The sequence below is a fragment of the Gordonia sp. NPDC058843 genome, assembly GCF_042743165.1.
Taxonomy (GTDB): Bacteria; Actinomycetota; Actinomycetes; order Mycobacteriales; family Mycobacteriaceae; genus Gordonia.
Map to the genome: position 1 here is coordinate 19,628 of NZ_JBHYNC010000045.1, position 19,672 is coordinate 39,299.

Consider the following 19,672-nt stretch of genomic DNA (forward strand, 5'->3'; position numbering starts at 1 on the left):
ATGACTGTCACTGACCTCCGCACAGCCACCACCGCCACCCCCGGTGGCGACACCACGCCGTCGACGTTGCGCCTCAATGCTGGTGCGGCTTCGGCTACCCGCCCGAGCACCAAGGAACGCTCGACCAAGCCGACCACGTTCTACGACGACGACACCCGCGAGGACCTGCTCGACACCGCCCGCAGCGGTGGGATCAGCGGCTACCTCGCCCGCCAGAAGCTCGACAACGACACCCGCCGCCGGGAACGCCACGAAGCCGCCATTGCCCGGCCGATCCAGTTCGACGTGCCCACCCTGATCCGCACCAACCGGGGCTTCGACGGGCGTGGCGGCGGCCGCGTGGCCCACGTGCGCCGCCCCAACGAGCTGCGCGGCACCACCGCGCATGTGCCGGGGTTCTACCCGTTCCCCATCGGCGCCTCAGCCCCCCTGGACGGCGCGCCCGTCGGTTCGCACCTCGACACCGGACAGCCCGTCGGGTTCGATCAGATCGGCTGGTTCGAGGCCGGACAGATCACCGCCCCGTCAGCGATGGTGTTCGGACTCAACGGGTTCGGCAAAAGCACGCTGAACCGGCGCATCGTCTGCCATGACCTCGCGACCGGGGTCCGGCCGCTCATCATGGGCGATCACCGCCCCGACTTCGTCAACATGATGCGCCAGATGGTCCTCCACGACAGCGACGGCCGGGTGCAGTACCGCGAGGACGGCACACCGGTCACCCCGCAGGTCACCAGCGTCGGCTTCGACTCGCCGATGAACCCGCTGGCGGTGGGCACCTTCGGCAACCTCATCGCCCGGTTGCCCACCGCCGCACGCCAACTCGCCGAACGCGAAATGCGGGCGCGGCAGGTCACCGCCGCGACCGGCCTGCTCGAGATCAGCTCCGGCCGCCCGATCGCGCCGCACGAGGAGACTCTGCTGACCACCGCGTTGCGGGTGCTCTACGGCACGGCCAACGAGTTCACCCTGACCAATGCGCCCTTGCCCGGCGATGTGCTCACCCTGCTGCGCCAGGTCCCGCAAACTCTCATCGACGCCACCGCCCGCGACGCCGACACCAATCCCGAGGTGCGCCGCGCCCACCAGGACCTCCTCGATGCCTCCGGCGCCCTGGGGCGGCGACCCCATGACGCGATCGCCGTCGACCGCTACCTGCTGCTGACCGAGAACCTGCGCCAGTCGCTCGACCAGCTGGTGTCGGGGCAGTTCGGCGAGATCTTCAACGCCCCCACCAAAGAGCCCATCGACATCGACGCCCTCGGGGTGTGCGTGGACATGTCCCGGCTGCCGGCCAACGCCCGCAAGCTGCGCGCCGCGGTACTACTGGCGTGCTGGTCGGACGGGTTCTCTGCCGTCGAAGCCTCGCACCTGCTCTCCGATCACGGCCTGCAAGAGCCCCGCAACTACGACCTGGTGTGCGACGAGTTCTCGCTGGTGCTCGGTGTCGGCAACGGCATCGTGTGGCGCGTCGACGAAGTCACCCGCGTCCAGCGCGAACAGGGCACCGGCAGCCTGTTCACCACCCACACAGTCAAGGACCTCCAGGCGTTCGACTCGATGGAAGATCGCCAGCGCGCCATGGGCTTTCTCGACCGCGCCCGGGTCAAGGTCTGCTTCCCGCTACCCGAGGACGAAGCCTCGCTGATGGAAGGCAAGGTCAACCTCAACGAGAAGGAGGCCGCCACCCTCGCCGAGTGGGCGACCACCCCCCGCGGCATCGACGACCCGGTCGTCTCCGAGATCAGCGAAGCGGCCTGGGCCGACGGGGTCCGCGCCACCGGCACCGAAACCAACACCGTCCCCCCGGGTATGGGCAAATTCCTGATCAAAGAGGGTGAGCAGCCCGGTATCCCGGTGCAGATGCGGTTGACCGCCACCGAGCGCGCCACCGAGATGCACAACACCAACAAGCGCTTCAACCGCGGCCGCGGCGCCAAGTCCGGATCCGCGGCATGAGCACCGACAGCGACCCGGGCACGACCACCCCGCTCGACCCGCGACCCAGTGCCTGGGAGCAGGTGCAGGACTGGGTGGTGGAACCCAACCCGCGTCGCACCGCCCACTCCGAGGAAGTCCGGCGGCTGGCCGTACGCGCGGTGGCTGAGCTGCTGGCCCGCACATCGCTGTCGCTGACCGCCGCGGCCGCCGACGTCGCCGGCAACATCGGCGCCGGCACCAACACTGTGATGCGGTGGTGCCGGGCGGCCGGGGTCGGCCGCGACGTCACCGCCCGCGACCGCGAATGGGCCACCCGCCTCGACGTCATGCGCTCGATGAACAAGGCGCTGACTGAGCACGTCCGCGATCTCGACACCACCACAACCGACTATCGGGGTCTGCCTCGTGGGTGAGGGCAACGCCTCCAAACTGCTGGTGCCGCTGCTGGCACTGGTCATGGGGTTCTTCGCCTCGTGCACGGTCATCATCTCCGTGGCCGGTGACGACGACGCTTGCCTGCCGCTGACCGGCGGTGTTGACCAACCCGCCGACGCCACCCTCTCACCCGGCGCCAAGGTCAAGCCGATGAAAGTCAAGGACTTTCAGATCACCTCCGGCTACGGCCCACGCGATGGGGCGATGCACGAAGGTATCGACCTGGCCGGGGCGATCGGTGCGCCGATCTATGCCGCCGCCGACGGCACCGTCACCGCCGCCGGGAGCGCCTCGGGGTTCGGGCACTGGATCGTGCTCACCCACAACATCAACGGACACGTGTGGTCCACGGTTTACGGGCACATGTTCGCCGACGGCGTGCTGGTCAAAGCCGGCCAGAAAGTCACCGCCGGACAACACATCGCCAAGCTCGGCAACGACGGCCAATCCACCGGCCCGCACCTGCATTTCGAGGTGTGGGATGGCGGGCACCGCGACTTCACCGGCGGACACTCGGTCGATCCGGCCGGGTGGGTCTCCACCAGCCCCGAACCCGGCGCCGCCCCTGCCGGACGGGCTCCGGCCCAACCGGGTGGTCCGCGGGTGCTCACCGCACATCGGGTAGTGCCCGCCGCCGACGTGGTCACTGCCGCTGACTGGGATGCCGTGGCCAAGCACGAATCCGGCGGCAACTGGAAGATCAACACCGGCAACGGTTACTACGGCGGGTTGCAGTTCGCGGCGTCGACGTGGACCGGCGCAGGCGGCGCGCAGTATGCGCCGACCGCTGACAAAGCCACCCGCGCACAGCAAATGGAGGTCGCCAACCGCGTCCTGGGGTCCCAGGGCTGGGGCGCCTGGCCGACCGCCTCGAAGAAGGCCGGTGTCACCGGCAAGAAACCGGCACCGGCAGGCACGTTCCTCAACGCGGCCGCTGTGCCGCCACCGGCCGGCGCCCCCAGTGGTCCGCCCGCACCGTCGGGGCCGTCGGGCCCGTTGCCGCCGCTGCCGAAGTCCAAGGGCTCCGAAGCGCACATCCAGGTCGACACCATCCGCCTGGCCCGTGCGATCGCCGCCAAGTTCCCCCAGATCCAGACCATCGGCGGTTGGCGCGCCGACGGCGGCGGTTTCAACGACCACCCGTCCGGCCGCGCCGTCGACGTCATGATCCCCAACTACACCTCCGCACAGGGGATCGCGCTCGGCAACGCCGTCAACAAATACATCCTCGACAACAAGAAGCATTTCAAGCTCGAGTACACGATCTGGCGCCAGACCTACTACCCGGTGGTCGGCAAGTCCAACGTCATGGATGACCGCGGCGACCCCACCCAGAACCACTTCGACCACGTCCACGCCACCGTCGAAGGCCACGGCATGCCCCGCGGCGGGGAGGTCTACACCGCACCCGGGATCACCGGCGGGATCAGTGCCGACGAGGGCGCCGACTGCGGCCCGGTCGAGGACCAGCACGGCGGGGGAGTCGACAACCTCGCCGCCGGTCGCGTCCCACCGGCCTACGAGCCGTGGTTCCGCAAGGCCGGACTGCTGTGTCCGCAGATCAGCTCGGCGTTCCTCGGCGGAATCGGCAAGCAGGAGACCGGGTTCAACGCCTCTCTGGTGTCCCCGGCAGGGGCGAAAGGGCCGATGCAGTTCATGGACTACACCTACCCGTCCTGGGCCAAAGACGACGACGGCAACGGCCGCGCCTCGGCCACCGACATCGGTGACGCCGTCATGGCCGCCGGGCGGTTCTCATGCGCCAACGCCAAACAGATCGACGCCGCGATCGCCTCCGGACGGGTGAAGGAACCCGCCGAAGGGCGCGAGATTCTCTACGCCTACGCCTACAACGCCGGAGTCGGCGCGGTGCTCAACGCCGGCGGAACACCCACCGGCGGCGACTACGACACCCAGACCCGCCCGTACGGCCAGAAAGTCATCGCCTACGCCAAACAGTTCGCCGATCAAGGACTTCCGGAGAAGAACCGATGAACCACCACCGCCACCGTCACATGCTGGCCGTCCTCACGATTGTGCTGATCGCCGCACTGGCCGGATGCTCCGGCAGCGACGACACCACCGAACCCGCACACGGCCACGATGACCACGGCGAGCACTACAGCAACCCGCCCGGCCTGCCCGATCGCGCCGAGCCGATCGGGGTGTTCACCACCACCGTGACCACCATGTTCAGCTGGCAACCCGCCACCGACACCTCACCCACCGATGCGCTGCGCCGCACCCGCGACACCCTCACCGGCCAGGCATTGGCCTCAGCGGACAGCCCGGCGACAGTGCGGCCCAGCGCCCAGTGGGGCGCATGGAAGCAATCCCTCGACGTCATCACCGCCCGCGTCGAGGGCGCCTCGGCGGTGCTGATCTCACCGCAGAAGGCCAGTGCGCACGGCACCGTCACCCAAACCGTGCTTGGCATCGACGCCACGGTGACCTCCTTCCGAAAGTTCACCGTCACCGCCGAACTCGTCCGCGTCGACGGTCACTGGAAGGTCGCCACCTACCCCCGCGCCGACACCTGACCACCGACTCCCACCCCCGCCCCTCGAAGGAAGGCACACCATGCTCGACCCACAGAGCGTCCCCCAGGACAACAGCCGCGAAGTCGACGACATCTTCGACGAAATCCGCACGATCATGCGTCACTCCCGACGTCGCGCCGACGAAGCGCTACGTGAGGTCCGCAACCAGCAGCACCGCCGACGTGCCCGCCAGACCCGCGCTCAGCAACGCCTGAACACCGCGCGCGCCACCGGCGCCCGCCCGCCCCGCTACACCGACACAGGCGCCGAACGCCACCCGCTGACACCGGATCTGATGGCCCGCTGGGCCGGTGCGCACGCCGCAGCCGATGTGGCGCGCGAGGCCGCCGCCGAGGCCGCCCGGGGCGGTGACACCGCCCGAGAAGCCCAGACCAAAGCCACCGCCCAGCGCGCCGAGCAATGGGCGCAAGCCTGGGATGAGCGGCTGCGTGACGCCGGCGTCGATCCCGACACCATCGGTGGCCGCGACCGCGACCAGGACCTCGGCGGGGTCGCCGACACCGATCTACTCGACGAGGTGTCGACCTCGGCCGCGAACTATGCCATCGACGTTGACGACGCCGCGTCCGCGGGCGGGCACCGCTCGATGAGTGAACTCATCGCCGACACCGAACCCGCTCCCGAAGCCGCGTTGATCGCCGCCGGCGACAGCGACTGGCAGACCACCCCGGTCCCCGAGATCGGGGCCAGCGTCTCCCTCGACACCGGAGCCCAGCTGTGAGCACCACCCATCGCCGCGACCGCGGCCAACACGAATCCATAGTCGGCTACTACCTCGCCGCAGCCCTGTTCGCGCTGCTGGCGATCGTCTATGTGTGCTGGCGAGCAGGTTGCTGGCTCACCGGACGGCCCGGCCCGGTGCTGATCAACCCGGCCACCGCCGCCGTCGACGGCACCTTCGAGTGGCCGGTGGCCTCCACCCTGCTCCTCGTGGTCGCGATCATCGCCGCCGCCGTGGTGACCGTCATCGTGGGACGTCATCGCGCCGCCACCGCCGTTCTGCGCGAGTTCGACCAGGTGGCACAGTTTCTTCCCCGCCCGCGGGAACTGCACGCCATCACCGCCCGCGACGCCAAGCGTTCCGCACAGCGCCTCCGCGGCCGCGATGCCATCACCGGACACTTCGACTACGGGCTGGCGCTGGGATCGCTGATCGGATCAGGAACCTCCGCGCTGTACATGAGCTGGGAATGGGTCGGACTCATCATCGGCGGACCCCGATCCGGTAAGACCACCGGATACGCCATCCCGATGATCTGCCAGGCACCCGGCGCGGTGTTCGCCACCTCCAACAAGCCCGACATCTACGACGCCACCCGCTGGGTGCGCGACCGCAACGACCTCACCACCCACGCCGCCAAGGCCGACACCACCAGACAAGGCCTGCGCGCACTGTGGGCCTACCGAACCCACCGGCACGAACCCCCACGCACCCGCGGCACCATCTGGCTCTCAGACCTCCAGCACATCGCCGGCACCCAAGGCCAGCAGTGGTGGTGGGACCCGTTCTGGTGCGTGCGCGAACTCTCCGACGCCCGCGAGCTCGCCGCGATCTTCGCCGGAGCCGAAACCGCCGAAGGATCACGCCTGGACGCCTACTTCGACGGCGGCGCCAAAGAACTCCTGGCCCTGCACATCCTGGCTGCATCGGTCGGTGGGGGAGACCTCAAGCACGTCGACGGATGGCTCACCGACCCCACACTGAAAGTCGCCCGCCAGGTCTTGACCCGCCACGGCCACCACGACGCCGCCGCCAAGATCGACACCGCCGCAAACCTCAATCCTCGCCAGCAAGACGGCCTCTACGACATGGCGCGACGGTTCATCAACGTCATGACCGTGCCCGCCTACGCCCGATCAGTCCTGCCGCCCCGGCGGGTGCGGTTCGACGGCGACAACACCGTCGGCGACAACGACATTCGCCACGATCTGCCCAAGTTCGATCCGGAAGCGTTCGTCACCTCCACCGACACCATGTACGCGCTGTCGATGGAAGGCGCCGGCGCGGCCACTGCACTGACCACCGCTCTGGCCGACACTATCTTCAAAGCCGCCGTCGCCCAAGCACGGCGCAACGGGGGACGTCTGTCGGTGCCGGTCGTGGCGGTGCTCGATGAGGCCGCCAACGTGTGCAAGCTGCCCGAACTGCCCGACTGGTACTCCCACTTCGGCAGCCAGGGCATCGTCATCGTCACGATGCTGCAATCGCTGGCCCAGGCCGCGAAAGTGTGGTCCAAGGACAAACTCGACATGCTCGTGGACTCCTCGAACGTCTACATCTACGCCGGATCATCGAACAACGAGTCCTACCTGTCGGGCCTGAGTCGCATGATCGGCCAACGCGATGTCCGGCGCCGCAGTCGGTCGCATTCCAGCTCCGGTCTCGGGTCGACCAGCACCAGCGAATCCTGGTCCAGCGAACCCATCCTCGGCATCGACGACCTCAAAGCACTCCCCGCCGAACGCGCAGTGCTGGCCACGTCCGGTAACCGCACCGTCGTCACCACCAAGAACTCCTACTGGCTCGGCCCCTACGCCGAACTGATCGACGCCTCCAAGAAGGCCTGCGGGACCGAACGCGCAGCCCAGCAAGCAGCACTACCCGCCACACCCCAACCCGCCGCCACCTGCGAAAGGACCTACCGATGACCACCCACGACACCGACACCCCCGACGAGGACCCCCGCGCGCACTGGCGGTTCACCTCCGGCGCCGACTGGTTCACCAACTGGCTCAGCCACATCAAGGCCGGACGCTTCGACCGCGACACCCGCTGGTGCGCGCAGTGGTGGCGCCACGACGAAGTCGTCATCCGCCTCGAGGAGCTGTGGAAGGCCTGGGAGACCGCCCGACTGAGCGAAGACCCCGCCGCGCTGTCGTCGTGGTGGACCGCCCACCTCGACGCCCACTGGCGCACCCTCACCGCAGGCAACGGGCCGCTTTACCTGTGCACCCCCGACAAGCACACCGCCACCGACACGCTCATCGACACCTGCACCCCACCACCGCCGGGATGGTTCGACCCGCCGGCCGACCACACCACCGCCGCATAACCCCCTGGACGGAGTCACGTCATGCCACCACTGATCCATATAGCGCTCGTCGGGTGCTTCGTGCTGCTGGTGGTCCTTGCCATCACCGGGGCCATCGTCGTCACCAGAGCCGCCCTTCGCCAACGACGCCGACCACACGGACGCCAGGACTACGGCGTCGACCCCGGCACTGGCCTCGCGGACGAGGAACAGCGGCCAAACTCCCCACCAGTCTGACCGACTGCTAAGAGCAAAGGGGGTTGGCACCGGAACGGCTACAACGCATTACACGCAACTACCACAACACATTTCACCATCGATTGAAACGGATACACCATGAACAAGACCAAGACGAACCGCACCGTCGCAGCGATCGCCGCCGTGGGCGCCGGAGCATCGATCGCCCTAAGTTCGTTGATGGGCGCCGGCACAGCCGACGCCCTACCCAAGGTCTCGGGCGATAGTCCCGATTGGCCCAACTACCGTGTCGGGCCGTTCGCCTCACAAACACTGTGCGACAACCACAAAGGCGCCTACATCCGGGTATCGCGGTGCTTCTGGTCCGCGCCGGATAACCGGTGGTATTTCTGGGGCGAAACCATCTGACCTGACTCAGGCCCTGGCAGGTGCGGTCAACACCTGCCAGGGCACTGATCGGTCAGAGATCGAGCCTCTGACCAGTGAGAAACGATAGCCACCCACCCTTGCACTGGCGTAGCCCGGGCGGGGAGTGGACCTCACTTTGGTAGGAGCTCGACGCATGGCACGCAACGCCACCCCTGAGGACAACACCCCCAATCTGTTCGATCTGCTCGCCGACACCGACCCATCCGGGCAGCGGATGTCGGCATCGCAGAGCACTATGGATACCCACACCGAGGAGGACTCCGATGTTTCACGATCTCCGCACGACACTGACCGAGCGGTACGCCCAGGAACTGACGCAGATGGACCGCACGCAGTTCGAGGACTTCCTGACCGCGGAAGTGACACGGCTGGAGGCCGAGATCGCGCAAACGCAGTCGCAGACCGAGCTGGCGACGATCGCGGCGTGGAAGGCCGAGCACGGGGGCAACGACCCGGACGTGCAGACGACTCAGCGGCTGTATCAGCAGGCCCGCTACTCAGCGGAGGAGACGGTGCTGGCGACGGTGTGGGAGGGCCACCGCAGTCCCGAGGACGACGACCAGCCGGACGACGATCCGAACCCGGACACGATGACCGGGATGCAGCGGTGGCTGACGCCGTGGGCGATCGAGGCGACCCGCGAGACCGAACAGCTGACCGAGCGGGTGTGGCCGGATCAGACGCCGCAGTTCCAGGTGTGGGCCGAACAACTGCTGCAAGCACGTCTGAACGACGGGCTGGCGGTGCCCGACGGGCCGGGGCATCCGCTGGTTCCGGAGCTGACCGCGATGGTGGCCGCAGCGCTGGCCGATCAGGATCGCGCCGACGCCGAGCGCGTGCGGAGGTAGTCGACGACGGCCAGGGGCTGCTGTTTGAGTCTCTGGACGATTTGCGGATCCCGACTGACCCGGCTGTGGTCGACCCGGGCGGGACACCGCTGCCACCGAAGGCCGACGACGCGCTGCCGCAGGTGCCGCAATCCGAGACCGGGTTGCCGCTGACGGCGTGGGCGAGGACTCGGGTCACCCCGGCGCGACGCCCGGACGGCTCGGTGGTCTACGTCAAGGCCGACCATGTGGTGGCCGGCCTGGAACCCGACACCCCGACCGAACCCGCACCGCAGGCCGAACCTGCCGCCAGCGTTGCGACCGACGACGACACCACTCCGTCGGCGGCCGAGGTGGGGCCTGCGACCCGGTTCACCCACCCGGGAACGGTGCTGGTGCCGTCTGGGGCCAAAGCCCGCGCCCACGCAAACATCGCCGCACTCGAGGTCCTCACCGACACCGCCCGCACCGGACGCCCGGCGACCGCGGCCGAGCACGAGGTCCTGGCGCGGTGGTCGGGCTGGGGTGCGGCGGCCGACATCTTCGACGAGTCCAAGTCGGAGTGGACGACCGAACGCGAGCAGCTGCGCGCCCTGCTGGATTCCGAGCAGTGGCGCCAAGCGAAGGCCTCCACCCTCAACGCCCACTACACCGATCCCGCGATCGCCCAAGCGATGTGGTCGGCGATGACACGCGCCGGGTTCGACGACGGACTGGTACTCGAACCAGGGTGCGGCAGCGGCACGTTCATCGGTCTGGCACCGCCCGGCGCGCAGATGGTGGGCGTGGAGCTCGACCCGACGACCGCTCAGATCGCCCATCTGCTCTACCCCGACGCCCAAGTGCGGTTGGAAGGCTTCGAGACCACCCGCGTCCCGGACGGCTCGTTCGCCGCGGTGATCGGCAATGTGCCGTTCGGCGGGTTCACGGTGCACGACCCGATCCACAATCCGGCCCGCCACCGTATCCACAACCACTTCCTGCTCAAGTCGCTCAACCTCACCGCCCCCGGCGGATACGTCATGGCGATCACCACCGCCGGGACGCTGGATGCGGCCTCGGACAAAGCCCGCCGAGACATGCACGCCGTCGCCGACCTCGTCGGCGCGGTGCGGTTGCCGTCGACGGCATTCGAACGGGTCGCCGGCACCCAGGTCGTCACCGACGTCCTGGTGTTCCGCCGCCGCGAACCCGACGCCGCCGCACCCGCGGACGCCGAGTGGCTGCATTCCGACCTCACCGCGCTCACCGACCGGGCCGGCGAGACCACCGAGCTTGGGGTGAACCGCTATTTCACCACCCACCCGGAGCATGTGCTGGGCACGATGCGTGTCGATCGCGGGCTTTACCGCGACGGGATGCTCGTCGTGGCCGCCGAACCCGGTACCGATGTTGCCGCCGACCTCGACGACCGGCTGACCGGCATCGTGGATGCCGCCCTGCAACGCGGTGACGGGCTGTTCCTCGCCGACGACACCGCCACGGCCGGGATGGAGTTCACCGCCGGCGCCCTCGACACCGACGCCCTCTACGGCCAGGACATACCGATCGGGCACGTCAGCTATGACGAGACCACCGGAGTGTTCTCGCGGCGCGGGATCGGTGGCGATGAGCCGATCAAGGTGCCCGCAACCCGCGCCACCGAGACCCGGCACCTGTTGCGGTTGCGTGACCTGTTCGCGGCCACGATCGCCGCCCAACGCACCCAGAGCAGCCGCGCCGAGCGTGACGCACTGCGCGCGGACCTCAACGAGGTCTACGACGCCTACCTGAACACCTACGGCCCGGTGAACCGGGCGAAGCTGGTGGGTGGCAAGGAACGCACCGCCGAGCACGCCGCCACCCGCTACGCCGAACTCGAAGCCAAGTGGCGGGCCGCGCACCGCGACGCCGACGGCGCCGACTATCCCGGCCCGTTGCCTGAGGATGTGGCGGCCGAGCTCGATGAGAAGGCATGGCAGGTCAGCGCACCCTCGCGACGCCAAACCCATCTCGAGGCGGTCCGTGCCGATCCGGGAATGGCTGGTGTGCTGGCGTTGGAGCGCTACGACGAGGAGACCGGCACCGTGAGCAAGACCGCGGTGTTCTCCCGCGACGTCGTCGTGGCGCCGGTCCCGGTCTCGCGCGCCGACACCCCGGCCGAAGCGGTCGCGATCAGTCTCGGGGAACGCGGCCGGGTCGATCTCGACCGGGTCGCCGAACTGCTCGACCAGCCCGCCAAGCAGGCACGCGAGTCGATCCGCGGTCTGGTCTACGCCGACCCGGACATGCCTGAGGACCTGGTGCCCGCGCCCACAGCGTTGTCGGGCAACGTGCGCGCCAAACACGCCCGCGCCGCCGAAGCTGCCCGCACCGATCCCGGGAACCGGGACTGGGTGGAACTAACACAAGCACTGGCGCAGGTGATTCCGGCCGATAAGCAGCCTTCCCAGATCGGGTCGGTCAAACTCGGGCCGACCTGGATCGAGCCGCGTGACTACGAGGCGTTCGTGCGCGAGACGTTCGGCGCCGACAGCGTGCGGGTGTCACGCGCTGCGGGTAGTTGGGGGGTCGAAGTGCCGCCGTATGAGCGTAATAGCGCGCTGATGCGGACCGAGTACGGCGCCGACAATGCCGACCTCGACAAAGCGCTCGATGCGGTTGACCTCACCGAGATGCTGCTCAACCAACGCTCGATCGTGGTCAAGAATTCGGGGCGGGCGCAGGAGGAAGGTGCACCGGAGGTCGATGCCCAAGCCACCATCCTCGCCCAGGTCCAAGCGGAGAAGATCACCACCGAGTTCCGGTCGTGGCTGTGGTCGGATGATGAGCGTCGCGACCGCCTCGTTGCCGAGTGGAATCGCCGTTTCAACACCTGGGTGCGGCCCGAACACGACGGGTCCCGGCTGGTGCTGCCCGGGTTGTCCCCGGTGTTTGAGCCGCATCCCTATCAACGTGATGCGGTGGCACGCATTCTCGCCGAGCCGACGGTGCTGCTCGACCACGTCGTCGGCGCCGGCAAGACCGGCACGATGTTCATGTCGGCGATGGAGCTCAAACGCCGCGGCCTGGTCACTCAGCCGTGGATCGTGGTGCCCACCCACCTGATCGAGCAGTTCGGCCGCGAAGTGAAGATGTGGTATCCCGCGGCCAACGTGCTCGTGGGACGCAAGGGCATGTCGGCCGAGGACCGCCGCGTGTTCGCCGCGCAGACCGCGACCAGCGACTGGGACATGGTCATCATCCCGGCGTCGGTGTTCGAGGCCATCCGGGTCCACCCGCAACGCCGTGTCGACTACATCGCGAACCAGTTGGCCGACCTAGACGCCGAAATGTCCGCGGGCGCAGGCGAGATGACGCATGCGACGGTCAAGAAGATCGAACGGGCGAAGAAGCAGCTGCAGAAGCGGCTCGACGCCGCGACCGATCAGGCCAAGAAGGACCATGGGGTGTTGTTCGAAGACACCGGCGCGGACTATCTGTTCGTCGACGAGGCCCACGAGTACAAGAACAAGGGCCGCCAGTGCGCGATCGACTCCCTGTCACTGACCGGGTCGAACAAGGCCGAGGACCTGTCGATGAAGTTGGACTACCTGCGTGAACGTCGCCAGCATCAGGCGGCCGCGGCCGGGCGGGTCATCACCCCGGGCGCTGAGCGGGTCGCGACGTTCGCCACCGGCACCCCGATCGCGAACTCGCTGGCCGAGTCGTGGGTGATGCAGCAGTACCTGCGCCCGGATGTGCTTGAGGTGGCTGGGGTCCGCTCGATCACCGACTGGGCGGCGTCGTTCACCGCGACCCGTTCGGAGACGATTCCCAACGCCACCGGCACCAAACTGCGGGTGGTCTCCAAGGTGTCGGCGTTCTCCAACCCCAAGGAAATGTTCGCCATGGCCGCCCAGTACACCGATGTCGTTGTCCGTGAAAAGGTCCCGGCGAACCTGCCCGTCCATGACGGGCGGCAGATCGTCACCAGCACACCCGGTCAGGAGCGGCGCGATTTCATCGCCGACCTGGATTATCGGGCCGACCATCTCGACCCGCGGCGCGCCGACGTCGACAACGTGCTCAAGATCCTCAACGACGGCCGCAACGTTGCTCTCGACCCGGTGCTGGCCAACCTCGAACCGGATCCGGGAAACACCCGCGCTGATGCGGTGGCCGAACAGGTCGCCCGCATTTACCACGCGACCGCCGAGAACGAGTACCTCACCGAGGAAGGGGAGCGGTCCCCGATCCGCGGGGCGTTGCAGCTGGTGTTCTGCGATCGCGGCACCCCGCGTCCCGACGGACCGTCGGTGTACTCCAACCTCAAAGACCTTCTCGTCGAGCAGTATCAGGTGCCCGCGGAGAAGATCGCGTTCATCCACGACGCGAAATCGCCGTCGCAGAAACTGGCGTTGCAGGCCGACTGCCGAGCCGGGCGGATCGCGGTGCTGGTCGGGTCGACCTCGAAGATGGGTACCGGAATGAATGTCCAAGGCCGGCTCATTGGTCTGCACCACATGGACGTGCCGTGGCGGCCCGCCGATCTCGAGCAACGCGAGGGGCGGATCATCCGGCAAGGCAACCAGAATCCGCGGATCGAGATTCTGAACTACGTCACCGCCGGCACCACGGACACCGTCATGTGGTCGAAGGTCGAATCCAAGGCGGCGTTCATCGAGCAGGCCAAACGCGGGCAGCTCGACGACGTCGCCGAGGTCGACGACATCGCCGACGACTCCCTGTCTGAGGCCGCTGCGGCGACCAAAGCCGCCGCGACCGGCGACGAACGGTTCCTCGAAATGGCCACCCTGGAGGACGAGGTGAAAAGCCTGTCCGCCTTGGCCAGCGCCCACGCGGACTCCCGCTCCCACGCCCGACGGGTTGTGGCCGCCGCCGACCATGCCATCCCACGATTGGAAACCAGCATCGACAAACTCGACGCTCTACTGGTCGGACACCAGGAGTGGATCGACGCCGGCAAGCAGTTCGTCGTCACCGGGGACCGGCCCCGGCCTCAGCGTCCGGAACGGTCCGAGGCGTTGTTGTCGCGGGTCACCGCGGTCTATCACGAGCTCAAAGGTGCGGGCATGAAGCAGTCGATGCCGATCGCGTCGATACCGTCGGGGCTCCAGGCGCACGCCTCACGCGAGTTCGCCCAGGACAAGATCCACGTGTGGCTCGATTGCCCGGGGCGACCGGGGTTCACTGTGGACGCCCCCCAGGTGTTCACCTCAGCCGAGCGGCGCACCGCGACCGCGTCCGGTCTCGCCACCCGTCTGGAGAACCTGTACACCGGGCTCGACGACACCCGTGCCCAACTGGTCGCCGATATCGCCAGCTACCGCCGCGAAGTCGAGGTCAACGCCCCACGTATCGACGCACCGTTCACCCGCGCGGATGAGTTGCAGACCAAACAGGTTCGGCTGCGCCAACTGCGGATGGAGATCGAACAGGCCCAGCAATCCGAGGAAGCGGTCGCCGCCCGCCAAGCTGCCGAGGAACGGATGCGCAGCGCTGGTCGCGAACCCGGCTGGAGTCTGGAACTCAACCCGACACCGGTCATGGTCGAAGAAGCCGGACTCGATCATGCCGCCGACTATGTCGCCGTGATGAAGCGCTCCCACCAACGCCAAGCGGAGCTCTATCAGGCCGAGAAAGACACCACCACAGCAGAACCGGGAATCGGAACACTGCTCGCCGACACCCGACCCCCACCAGAGGCAGAATGCACAGAGAACACCGGATCGCAGCCGCCGCCACACGACCCACTCGGTGACGGCAACGGCACACAACCCCACCGCGACCCCGACCTGGACCTATGAGTACAGCAGTGCCATTCACCGCGTTCAGACAGAGGCGTTGGCGGGTGCGAACTCGCTGCCGCACCCCCAATGCGGCTCTCGACCCGGCGGGCAAGCAGATCGAGCAGGCCGCCTCGGACCTGACTCGACAACGGGCAACCGCTCACAAAACCGGCCACGTCAAGATCACCTGGCCCCCGGGAGCACAAGCCCACCCCGCGGGGGTGACCCACCAGACAGGCGTGGCTCGCCACGCGCGACCAGCGTCGCCAGCCACGCCTGTCCCGGGTTCGTGATAGAAGCGAACCGCCAAACCCGCCCACCCATCACCAGCAACCGATACCGAACAGGACGTGACTTCATGCCTCTGCAAACAGCTCGACTCTCCACCACCGTCAAGACCATCGTCGCCGGACTCCTCATCACCGCCGGCCTCGCCACTGGTCTCGGCCTCGGTAGTGGGCAAGCGCACGCGAAGATCGACGACGGCCGATACAAGTACCAGCTGGTCATGTACGGCGTCATCCCCTACCCGGAATCCAACGCGCGAGTGATCGGCAACCGTCTCTTCCAAGACATCTACGGCGTCGGACCGTGGAATGCCACCAACAGCCACATCACCCAGACCCGCAACGGCGGCATCGTCTCGATCGCCGGTGACCCAGTCGCGCACTGGTACTCCCGCATCGAACTACGCAAGACACCCCACGGCTACAAAGGTGTTCTGTTCGCCGGCGGCGTCCCCACCGGCGACGTCTACCTACGTAGAGTCCGCTGACCACACAAAGGGTCGCGCAGGAAATGCCTGTGCGACCCTTCGTCGTTCGGGCGATCGGACGGACCGGCGCTGTCGGGCGAGCGGTGCTGGCCAGTCCTCCGGCACCGGCCGCCCGGATTGTCGAGACGTCGCGGCGGGGGTGGTGGTGATCGAACTCAGCCACGCCGACACCGTGTGAGTCCCTGACAACGAGGCGGTCAACCAGCGTCCCAACGAGGAGTCCCGGGCACCAGAATGAGGCGCTCCCGAACGTTCAGTTTTCGAGGAACGCCCCATCTGGGGGGGTGGCTCAGTTCAGATGGACGAGATAGACCTTGGCCCCCGGCATCGTGTACTCGATCCAGTTACCTCCATCGATGTCCCACGACCAGCCCCGGTCGAGCCGCGACGCTGAATGCTGGGTCACAGTCGGATAGCCACCGTCTGCGAAGCCGGTCACAACCGCAACGTGATCGACCACCCCGTCCGCACCGTCGTTCCAGTCGTAGGCGATCACATCGCCAAGCTCGGCGCCCCCTGCTGTGTTGTCACTCCAGGCAACCTCTCGAACGGTTGCGAGACTGCTGCTCGCCGCGTACTTCACGAAGTGGTCCGCACTGGCCGCCGCCTTTGTGGGGCCCGGGTTCATCAGCTTGTCCGACGCGAGCTTCGACGTGTCGGTGCTCTTCGGCTCCCAGTCCGAGGTCGGCTCGATCCCGCCTGCCCACCAAGCCGAGGACGCAAAGTATGTGCATTCCGAGCCGGAGAGGGCAAGCACCGACAGGGGCACGTCCCACATGTCCTTCGCGAAGTCGACGATTTCCATGCGGGTAACCGGACTAACGTCGGCGTGAGCCGGCGTCTGCACACCTAGTAGCGCTGCAGCCGATACGGCTGCAGCGATCACAACATGACTGAGTCGTGGGAAGCGCATAACTATCTCCATTTTTCGGGTCGCGAACCACGCTGGGCAGATAGCGACGGATCGCCACTGCCCAGCGGGCTCGTGCTGACAACATCCCCGTGTGGTGGCCGAAAACTCGGTGTGCTCCCAGCGATTGCAGTCGTCTAGGCCGAGAAGTGCGGTCGTCCGCTCGGGTGTAGACATTCTGCGTGAACTCAACGCAGAAGGGAAGAGGCGACCGAGTCCAAGATCGCGGCACGCCGTTTGTGTGCATGAGGGGTTGCGTCGGAGGCAACTCCGAGTAGCATCACGTGGCATCCAGCCAAGCTGGATAGTCCGGTTCGCCGGACACGCATAACCCCTAGCGGGTGTGCTGACAACAGCCCCATGATGGCCGCGTCGCCGGCCCAGGGCACAGATGGCCCCTCGGTTGCAGCCGGGGGGCCTCGTCGGCTCAGGGCACTCACCGCTTCCGGTCGGCCAAAGAGTTCCTTGCCAACTGCCGACGCTCCTTGCGCGTCAGTGACTGCGGTGAGACGTCCACGACAGGTGGGTCCGCGTATATGATCTTTCCAAGTCGGTAGCGCTCTGCTCGGACCGCGGCGACCGCGTCCGTCTTGTCCAGTGCAAGTAACAGTCGCTCGCAGGAATCGAGCGCACGGAGGATCTCTTCGTCGGTCATCAATTCGTTGTGGTGCAAATCATTCCGGAACTTGCGCAGCTCGACGCCTAACCCACGCGCCTCCTCCGGTAACGCCCGCCGGATTTGAGCGCGTACGTTGCGAGGAATGTCATCATCGGTAAGCATCCGCAAGCACACCTGTGGATCACGGGTGTTGTAGCGTTTCCCGGCTTCGGCGCCCCTCACAAACAGTTCCGCGGCCGGTGACACTTCGCCGGATCGCCCAGCTCGCGGCCGCCGTGCTGTACGTCGCGCATCAACATCACGCAGTATCTCATTCCACGCGGCGCCCACAGTTCTGACGAAGAACTCGTCAAGCGCGGGGGCCAGGTAGTCGCGTTCACAGCTGAAAAGCACAGCTGGCCAGGAGAACTCCACGTGCTCAACCCCCGTCCGTAGAACTGACCTCACCAAATCCGGCGTGTAGGGCTCCGACTCGGAGGAGTGAAGGATCTCGAACCGCAGATCCCGCACCGCCCGCATGGTCGTAGAGTGGTGGACTTGTGACGAACCCGCTCCCTCCCGACCAAGAGGCGGTCTGGACCATACTCCAACGCCTTGAGCCTATCTGGGATCGGCTACAGCGTTCCGACTTCGAGTTGGAACCGGGTAGTGCGGTCTACTACGACAACCAACAGTTGAGTGGCTTCTACCAGATCAGTCATCACGTCGATCGAGCTATCCAGACGTCCATCGGACACTGGCGTGCGATTATGCAGGCTCTCTTCGAGGATGGGCGCGGCTGGCTATTCAGCCACTATGCGATGGCGAGGCCCGCGATCGAGAACGCGGCGTGCGCATACTGGCTGCTGAAGCCTGACTCTCGACGCGAACGCATTCACAACCTACTGCTGCTGGCATGGGACAATGACGATCAGAACCGGAAGGCATTCAACGCTGCCCAGCAACCGGACGGCGCGCAGGAATGCCGCGCTAAGCAGGCAGTCATCGAAGAACTCGCGAAGCACAACGGCACCCCCTTCCCTGTCAAGAATCAGGGAGTTAAGTACATCCAGATGGTTCAGAGCGTCCCACAGCACCCTGCGATGAGCTCAGTCGAGTCCGCATGGCGAATTACCTCCGGTATGGCACACGGGAAGTGGTGGGCCTTCGAGCACCTATCAGCAGCGACACCTCATACTGACCTCGGCGGCGGCGTCAGACAAGCCGACTTCTCTCTCGATTTCGAACAACTGAAAGTTGTTGCAGGAATTGGCGTATACACGCTGGAACAGGCGGTTTCACTGTATGACCGACGCCGACGAAGCCCTCTAGACGTTCAGACGATGTAGGCACCTACTTGGCGCGCTGTTCGATGCGTCGGAGGAGCTACCTCGCAAGATGCTGCGAGGACGAGGACTGCTGGTCATCACCAGAATGGGTTGGTCAATCGTCGACTCCGTAATCGCTAAAGCGATCATGCTGTGGTGTCGTCGACGTCAGTTCTGGAGCTGCGCCGGGTCGCGACTTGGCCATCGCAGTCACCCGGCTATCGACATCGTTGCCAGGCGCGATGCGAATGGAGTTTTCGGCTGCGCGATGTTCGGCTGGAAGCGTGTCGCGGCGGGCTACTTCGGCTCGGGCGTGAGAGATGGCCGCGGCTGCAGCGTCGCGGTCGTCGATGGCTTTCTGGTGGAGCTGGCGGGTTCGGGCGTCGGCCTGCTCGGCGGCAGCCAGTTCGCTTGCGAGCGTGGCAACGTCGGCGGCGCGGGCGGTCAGTTCGTCCCATCGATGTTCGGGGACGCCGACGTCCCGACGGGTCTGTTCGTGGGCGGCGGCGAGGTGCTGGTGCTGACGCTCGGCCGCGGCGACCGCCTCGACAAGGCGCTGGTGGTGCTGGTCGTGCTCGGCGCGTGCTTTGCGTCCGCGCCCGGCCGGCGGCAGTCCCGCCACGGCGGCGCGCGCCTCTGTGATGCGGGCTGCGGCGGCAGCGAGAGCGCGTCCGGCGGTGCGGGCTGTGGCGATGCGGTCGACGGTGTCGGCGAGTTCGGCGTGGTCGGCCCGCACCCGCAGCGTCCGCTCGGGCGCTGGTCGGCTGGTCCTCAGATCGTCGACGGCGAGGGTGTGGCGGCGGGTGAGGGTGCGCAGGTGCGCGGTGAGCTGATCGTCGCTCATGACGCGGAGCGGGTCCTCGTGGA

The 19,672-nt window shown here is 67.1% G+C and carries 15 protein-coding genes and 1 pseudogene; 14 read left to right on the forward strand and 2 right to left on the reverse strand.

Features of this window, described 5'->3' with window-relative positions:
• The 12 genes from ACFW3F_RS21485 to ACFW3F_RS21540 all read left to right on the forward strand — a co-directional run bounded on the left by ACFW3F_RS21485 (position 1) and on the right by ACFW3F_RS21540 (position 15,969).
• A complete protein-coding gene (locus ACFW3F_RS21485) occupies positions 1-1,959 on the forward strand; it encodes a hypothetical protein (RefSeq protein WP_388061032.1) in 1,959 nt (652 codons plus the stop codon).
• Complete coding sequence (locus tag ACFW3F_RS21490; protein WP_388061034.1) at positions 1,956-2,354, forward strand: hypothetical protein; 399 nt, start codon at positions 1,956-1,958, stop codon at positions 2,352-2,354. Before ACFW3F_RS21485 ends, ACFW3F_RS21490 begins: the two co-directional genes overlap by 4 nt.
• Positions 2,347-4,371 carry a transglycosylase family protein gene (locus tag ACFW3F_RS21495; protein WP_388061036.1) on the forward strand — a complete coding sequence of 675 codons (2,025 nt, stop codon included), beginning with the start codon at positions 2,347-2,349 and terminating at the stop codon, positions 4,369-4,371. Before ACFW3F_RS21490 ends, ACFW3F_RS21495 begins: the two co-directional genes overlap by 8 nt.
• Positions 4,368-4,916, forward strand: a complete 549-nt coding sequence (locus ACFW3F_RS21500; RefSeq protein WP_388061038.1) for a hypothetical protein — start codon at positions 4,368-4,370, stop codon at positions 4,914-4,916. Before ACFW3F_RS21495 ends, ACFW3F_RS21500 begins: the two co-directional genes overlap by 4 nt.
• A 40-nt stretch (positions 4,917-4,956) precedes the next feature.
• Positions 4,957-5,658 (forward strand): hypothetical protein, encoded by a 702-nt coding sequence (locus ACFW3F_RS21505; RefSeq protein WP_388061040.1) that lies wholly within the window; start codon positions 4,957-4,959, stop codon positions 5,656-5,658.
• On the forward strand, positions 5,655-7,586 hold the full coding sequence (locus ACFW3F_RS21510) for a type IV secretory system conjugative DNA transfer family protein (RefSeq protein WP_388061042.1): 1,932 nt from the start codon (positions 5,655-5,657) through the stop codon (positions 7,584-7,586). The genes ACFW3F_RS21505 and ACFW3F_RS21510 overlap by 4 nt, the downstream gene beginning before the upstream one ends.
• Complete coding sequence (locus ACFW3F_RS21515) at positions 7,583-7,990, forward strand: DUF4913 domain-containing protein (RefSeq protein WP_388061044.1); 408 nt, start codon at positions 7,583-7,585, stop codon at positions 7,988-7,990. Before ACFW3F_RS21510 ends, ACFW3F_RS21515 begins: the two co-directional genes overlap by 4 nt.
• A gap of 21 nt (positions 7,991-8,011) precedes the next feature.
• Positions 8,012-8,206, forward strand: a complete 195-nt coding sequence (locus ACFW3F_RS21520) for a hypothetical protein (protein WP_388061046.1) — start codon at positions 8,012-8,014, stop codon at positions 8,204-8,206.
• A 99-nt stretch (positions 8,207-8,305) separates the two neighbouring features.
• Positions 8,306-8,575: a hypothetical protein gene (locus ACFW3F_RS21525; RefSeq protein ID WP_388061048.1), complete on the forward strand. Its 270-nt coding sequence runs from the start codon at positions 8,306-8,308 to the stop codon at positions 8,573-8,575.
• 284 nt (positions 8,576-8,859) lie between these two features.
• Positions 8,860-9,444 carry a hypothetical protein gene (locus ACFW3F_RS21530; protein ID WP_388061050.1) on the forward strand — a complete coding sequence of 195 codons (585 nt, stop codon included), beginning with the start codon at positions 8,860-8,862 and terminating at the stop codon, positions 9,442-9,444.
• Positions 9,445-9,509: 65 nt separating this feature from the next.
• Entirely contained in the window at positions 9,510-15,212 is a 5,703-nt protein-coding gene (locus ACFW3F_RS21535; protein WP_388061052.1) for a DEAD/DEAH box helicase family protein, read from the forward strand.
• A 340-nt stretch (positions 15,213-15,552) separates the two neighbouring features.
• A complete protein-coding gene (locus ACFW3F_RS21540; protein ID WP_388061054.1) occupies positions 15,553-15,969 on the forward strand; it encodes a hypothetical protein in 417 nt (138 codons plus the stop codon).
• 289 nt (positions 15,970-16,258) lie between these two features.
• Here the strand turns inward: ACFW3F_RS21540 and ACFW3F_RS21545 are convergent, their stop codons facing one another.
• On the reverse strand, positions 16,259-16,774 hold the full coding sequence (locus ACFW3F_RS21545) for an amidase domain-containing protein (RefSeq protein ID WP_388061056.1): 516 nt from the start codon (positions 16,772-16,774) through the stop codon (positions 16,259-16,261).
• 541 nt (positions 16,775-17,315) lie between these two features.
• A complete protein-coding gene (locus tag ACFW3F_RS21550; protein WP_388061058.1) occupies positions 17,316-18,017 on the reverse strand; it encodes a Swt1 family HEPN domain-containing protein in 702 nt (233 codons plus the stop codon).
• A 20-nt stretch (positions 18,018-18,037) separates the two neighbouring features.
• Here ACFW3F_RS21550 and ACFW3F_RS21555 point away from each other — a divergent pair, with 20 nt between their 5' ends.
• Both ACFW3F_RS21555 and ACFW3F_RS21560 read left to right on the forward strand, forming a co-directional pair.
• Positions 18,038-18,826 carry a hypothetical protein gene (locus tag ACFW3F_RS21555; protein WP_388061060.1) on the forward strand — a complete coding sequence of 263 codons (789 nt, stop codon included), beginning with the start codon at positions 18,038-18,040 and terminating at the stop codon, positions 18,824-18,826.
• 49 nt (positions 18,827-18,875) lie between these two features.
• Positions 18,876-19,672, forward strand: a pseudogene (locus ACFW3F_RS21560) (hypothetical protein); the annotation flags it as partial.

What these genes read in the sequence shown, in the direction of transcription:
- ACFW3F_RS21520 (WP_388061046.1), top strand. Translation starts at nt 8,012, where the DNA reads ATGCCACCACTGATCCATATAGCGCTCGTCGGGTGCTTCGTGCTGCTG.
- ACFW3F_RS21500 (WP_388061038.1), top strand. Translation starts at nt 4,368, where the DNA reads ATGAACCACCACCGCCACCGTCACATGCTGGCCGTCCTCACGATTGTG.
- ACFW3F_RS21540 (WP_388061054.1), top strand. Translation starts at nt 15,553, where the DNA reads ATGCCTCTGCAAACAGCTCGACTCTCCACCACCGTCAAGACCATCGTC.
- ACFW3F_RS21525 (WP_388061048.1), top strand. Translation starts at nt 8,306, where the DNA reads ATGAACAAGACCAAGACGAACCGCACCGTCGCAGCGATCGCCGCCGTG.
- ACFW3F_RS21490 (WP_388061034.1), top strand. Translation starts at nt 1,956, where the DNA reads ATGAGCACCGACAGCGACCCGGGCACGACCACCCCGCTCGACCCGCGA.
- ACFW3F_RS21515 (WP_388061044.1), top strand. Translation starts at nt 7,583, where the DNA reads ATGACCACCCACGACACCGACACCCCCGACGAGGACCCCCGCGCGCAC.
- ACFW3F_RS21530 (WP_388061050.1), top strand. Translation starts at nt 8,860, where the DNA reads ATGTTTCACGATCTCCGCACGACACTGACCGAGCGGTACGCCCAGGAA.
- ACFW3F_RS21485 (WP_388061032.1), top strand. Translation starts at nt 1, where the DNA reads ATGACTGTCACTGACCTCCGCACAGCCACCACCGCCACCCCCGGTGGC.
- ACFW3F_RS21545 (WP_388061056.1), bottom strand. Translation starts at nt 16,774, where the DNA reads ATGGAAATCGTCGACTTCGCGAAGGACATGTGGGACGTGCCCCTGTCG.
- ACFW3F_RS21505 (WP_388061040.1), top strand. Translation starts at nt 4,957, where the DNA reads ATGCTCGACCCACAGAGCGTCCCCCAGGACAACAGCCGCGAAGTCGAC.
- ACFW3F_RS21550 (WP_388061058.1), bottom strand. Translation starts at nt 18,017, where the DNA reads ATGCGGGCGGTGCGGGATCTGCGGTTCGAGATCCTTCACTCCTCCGAG.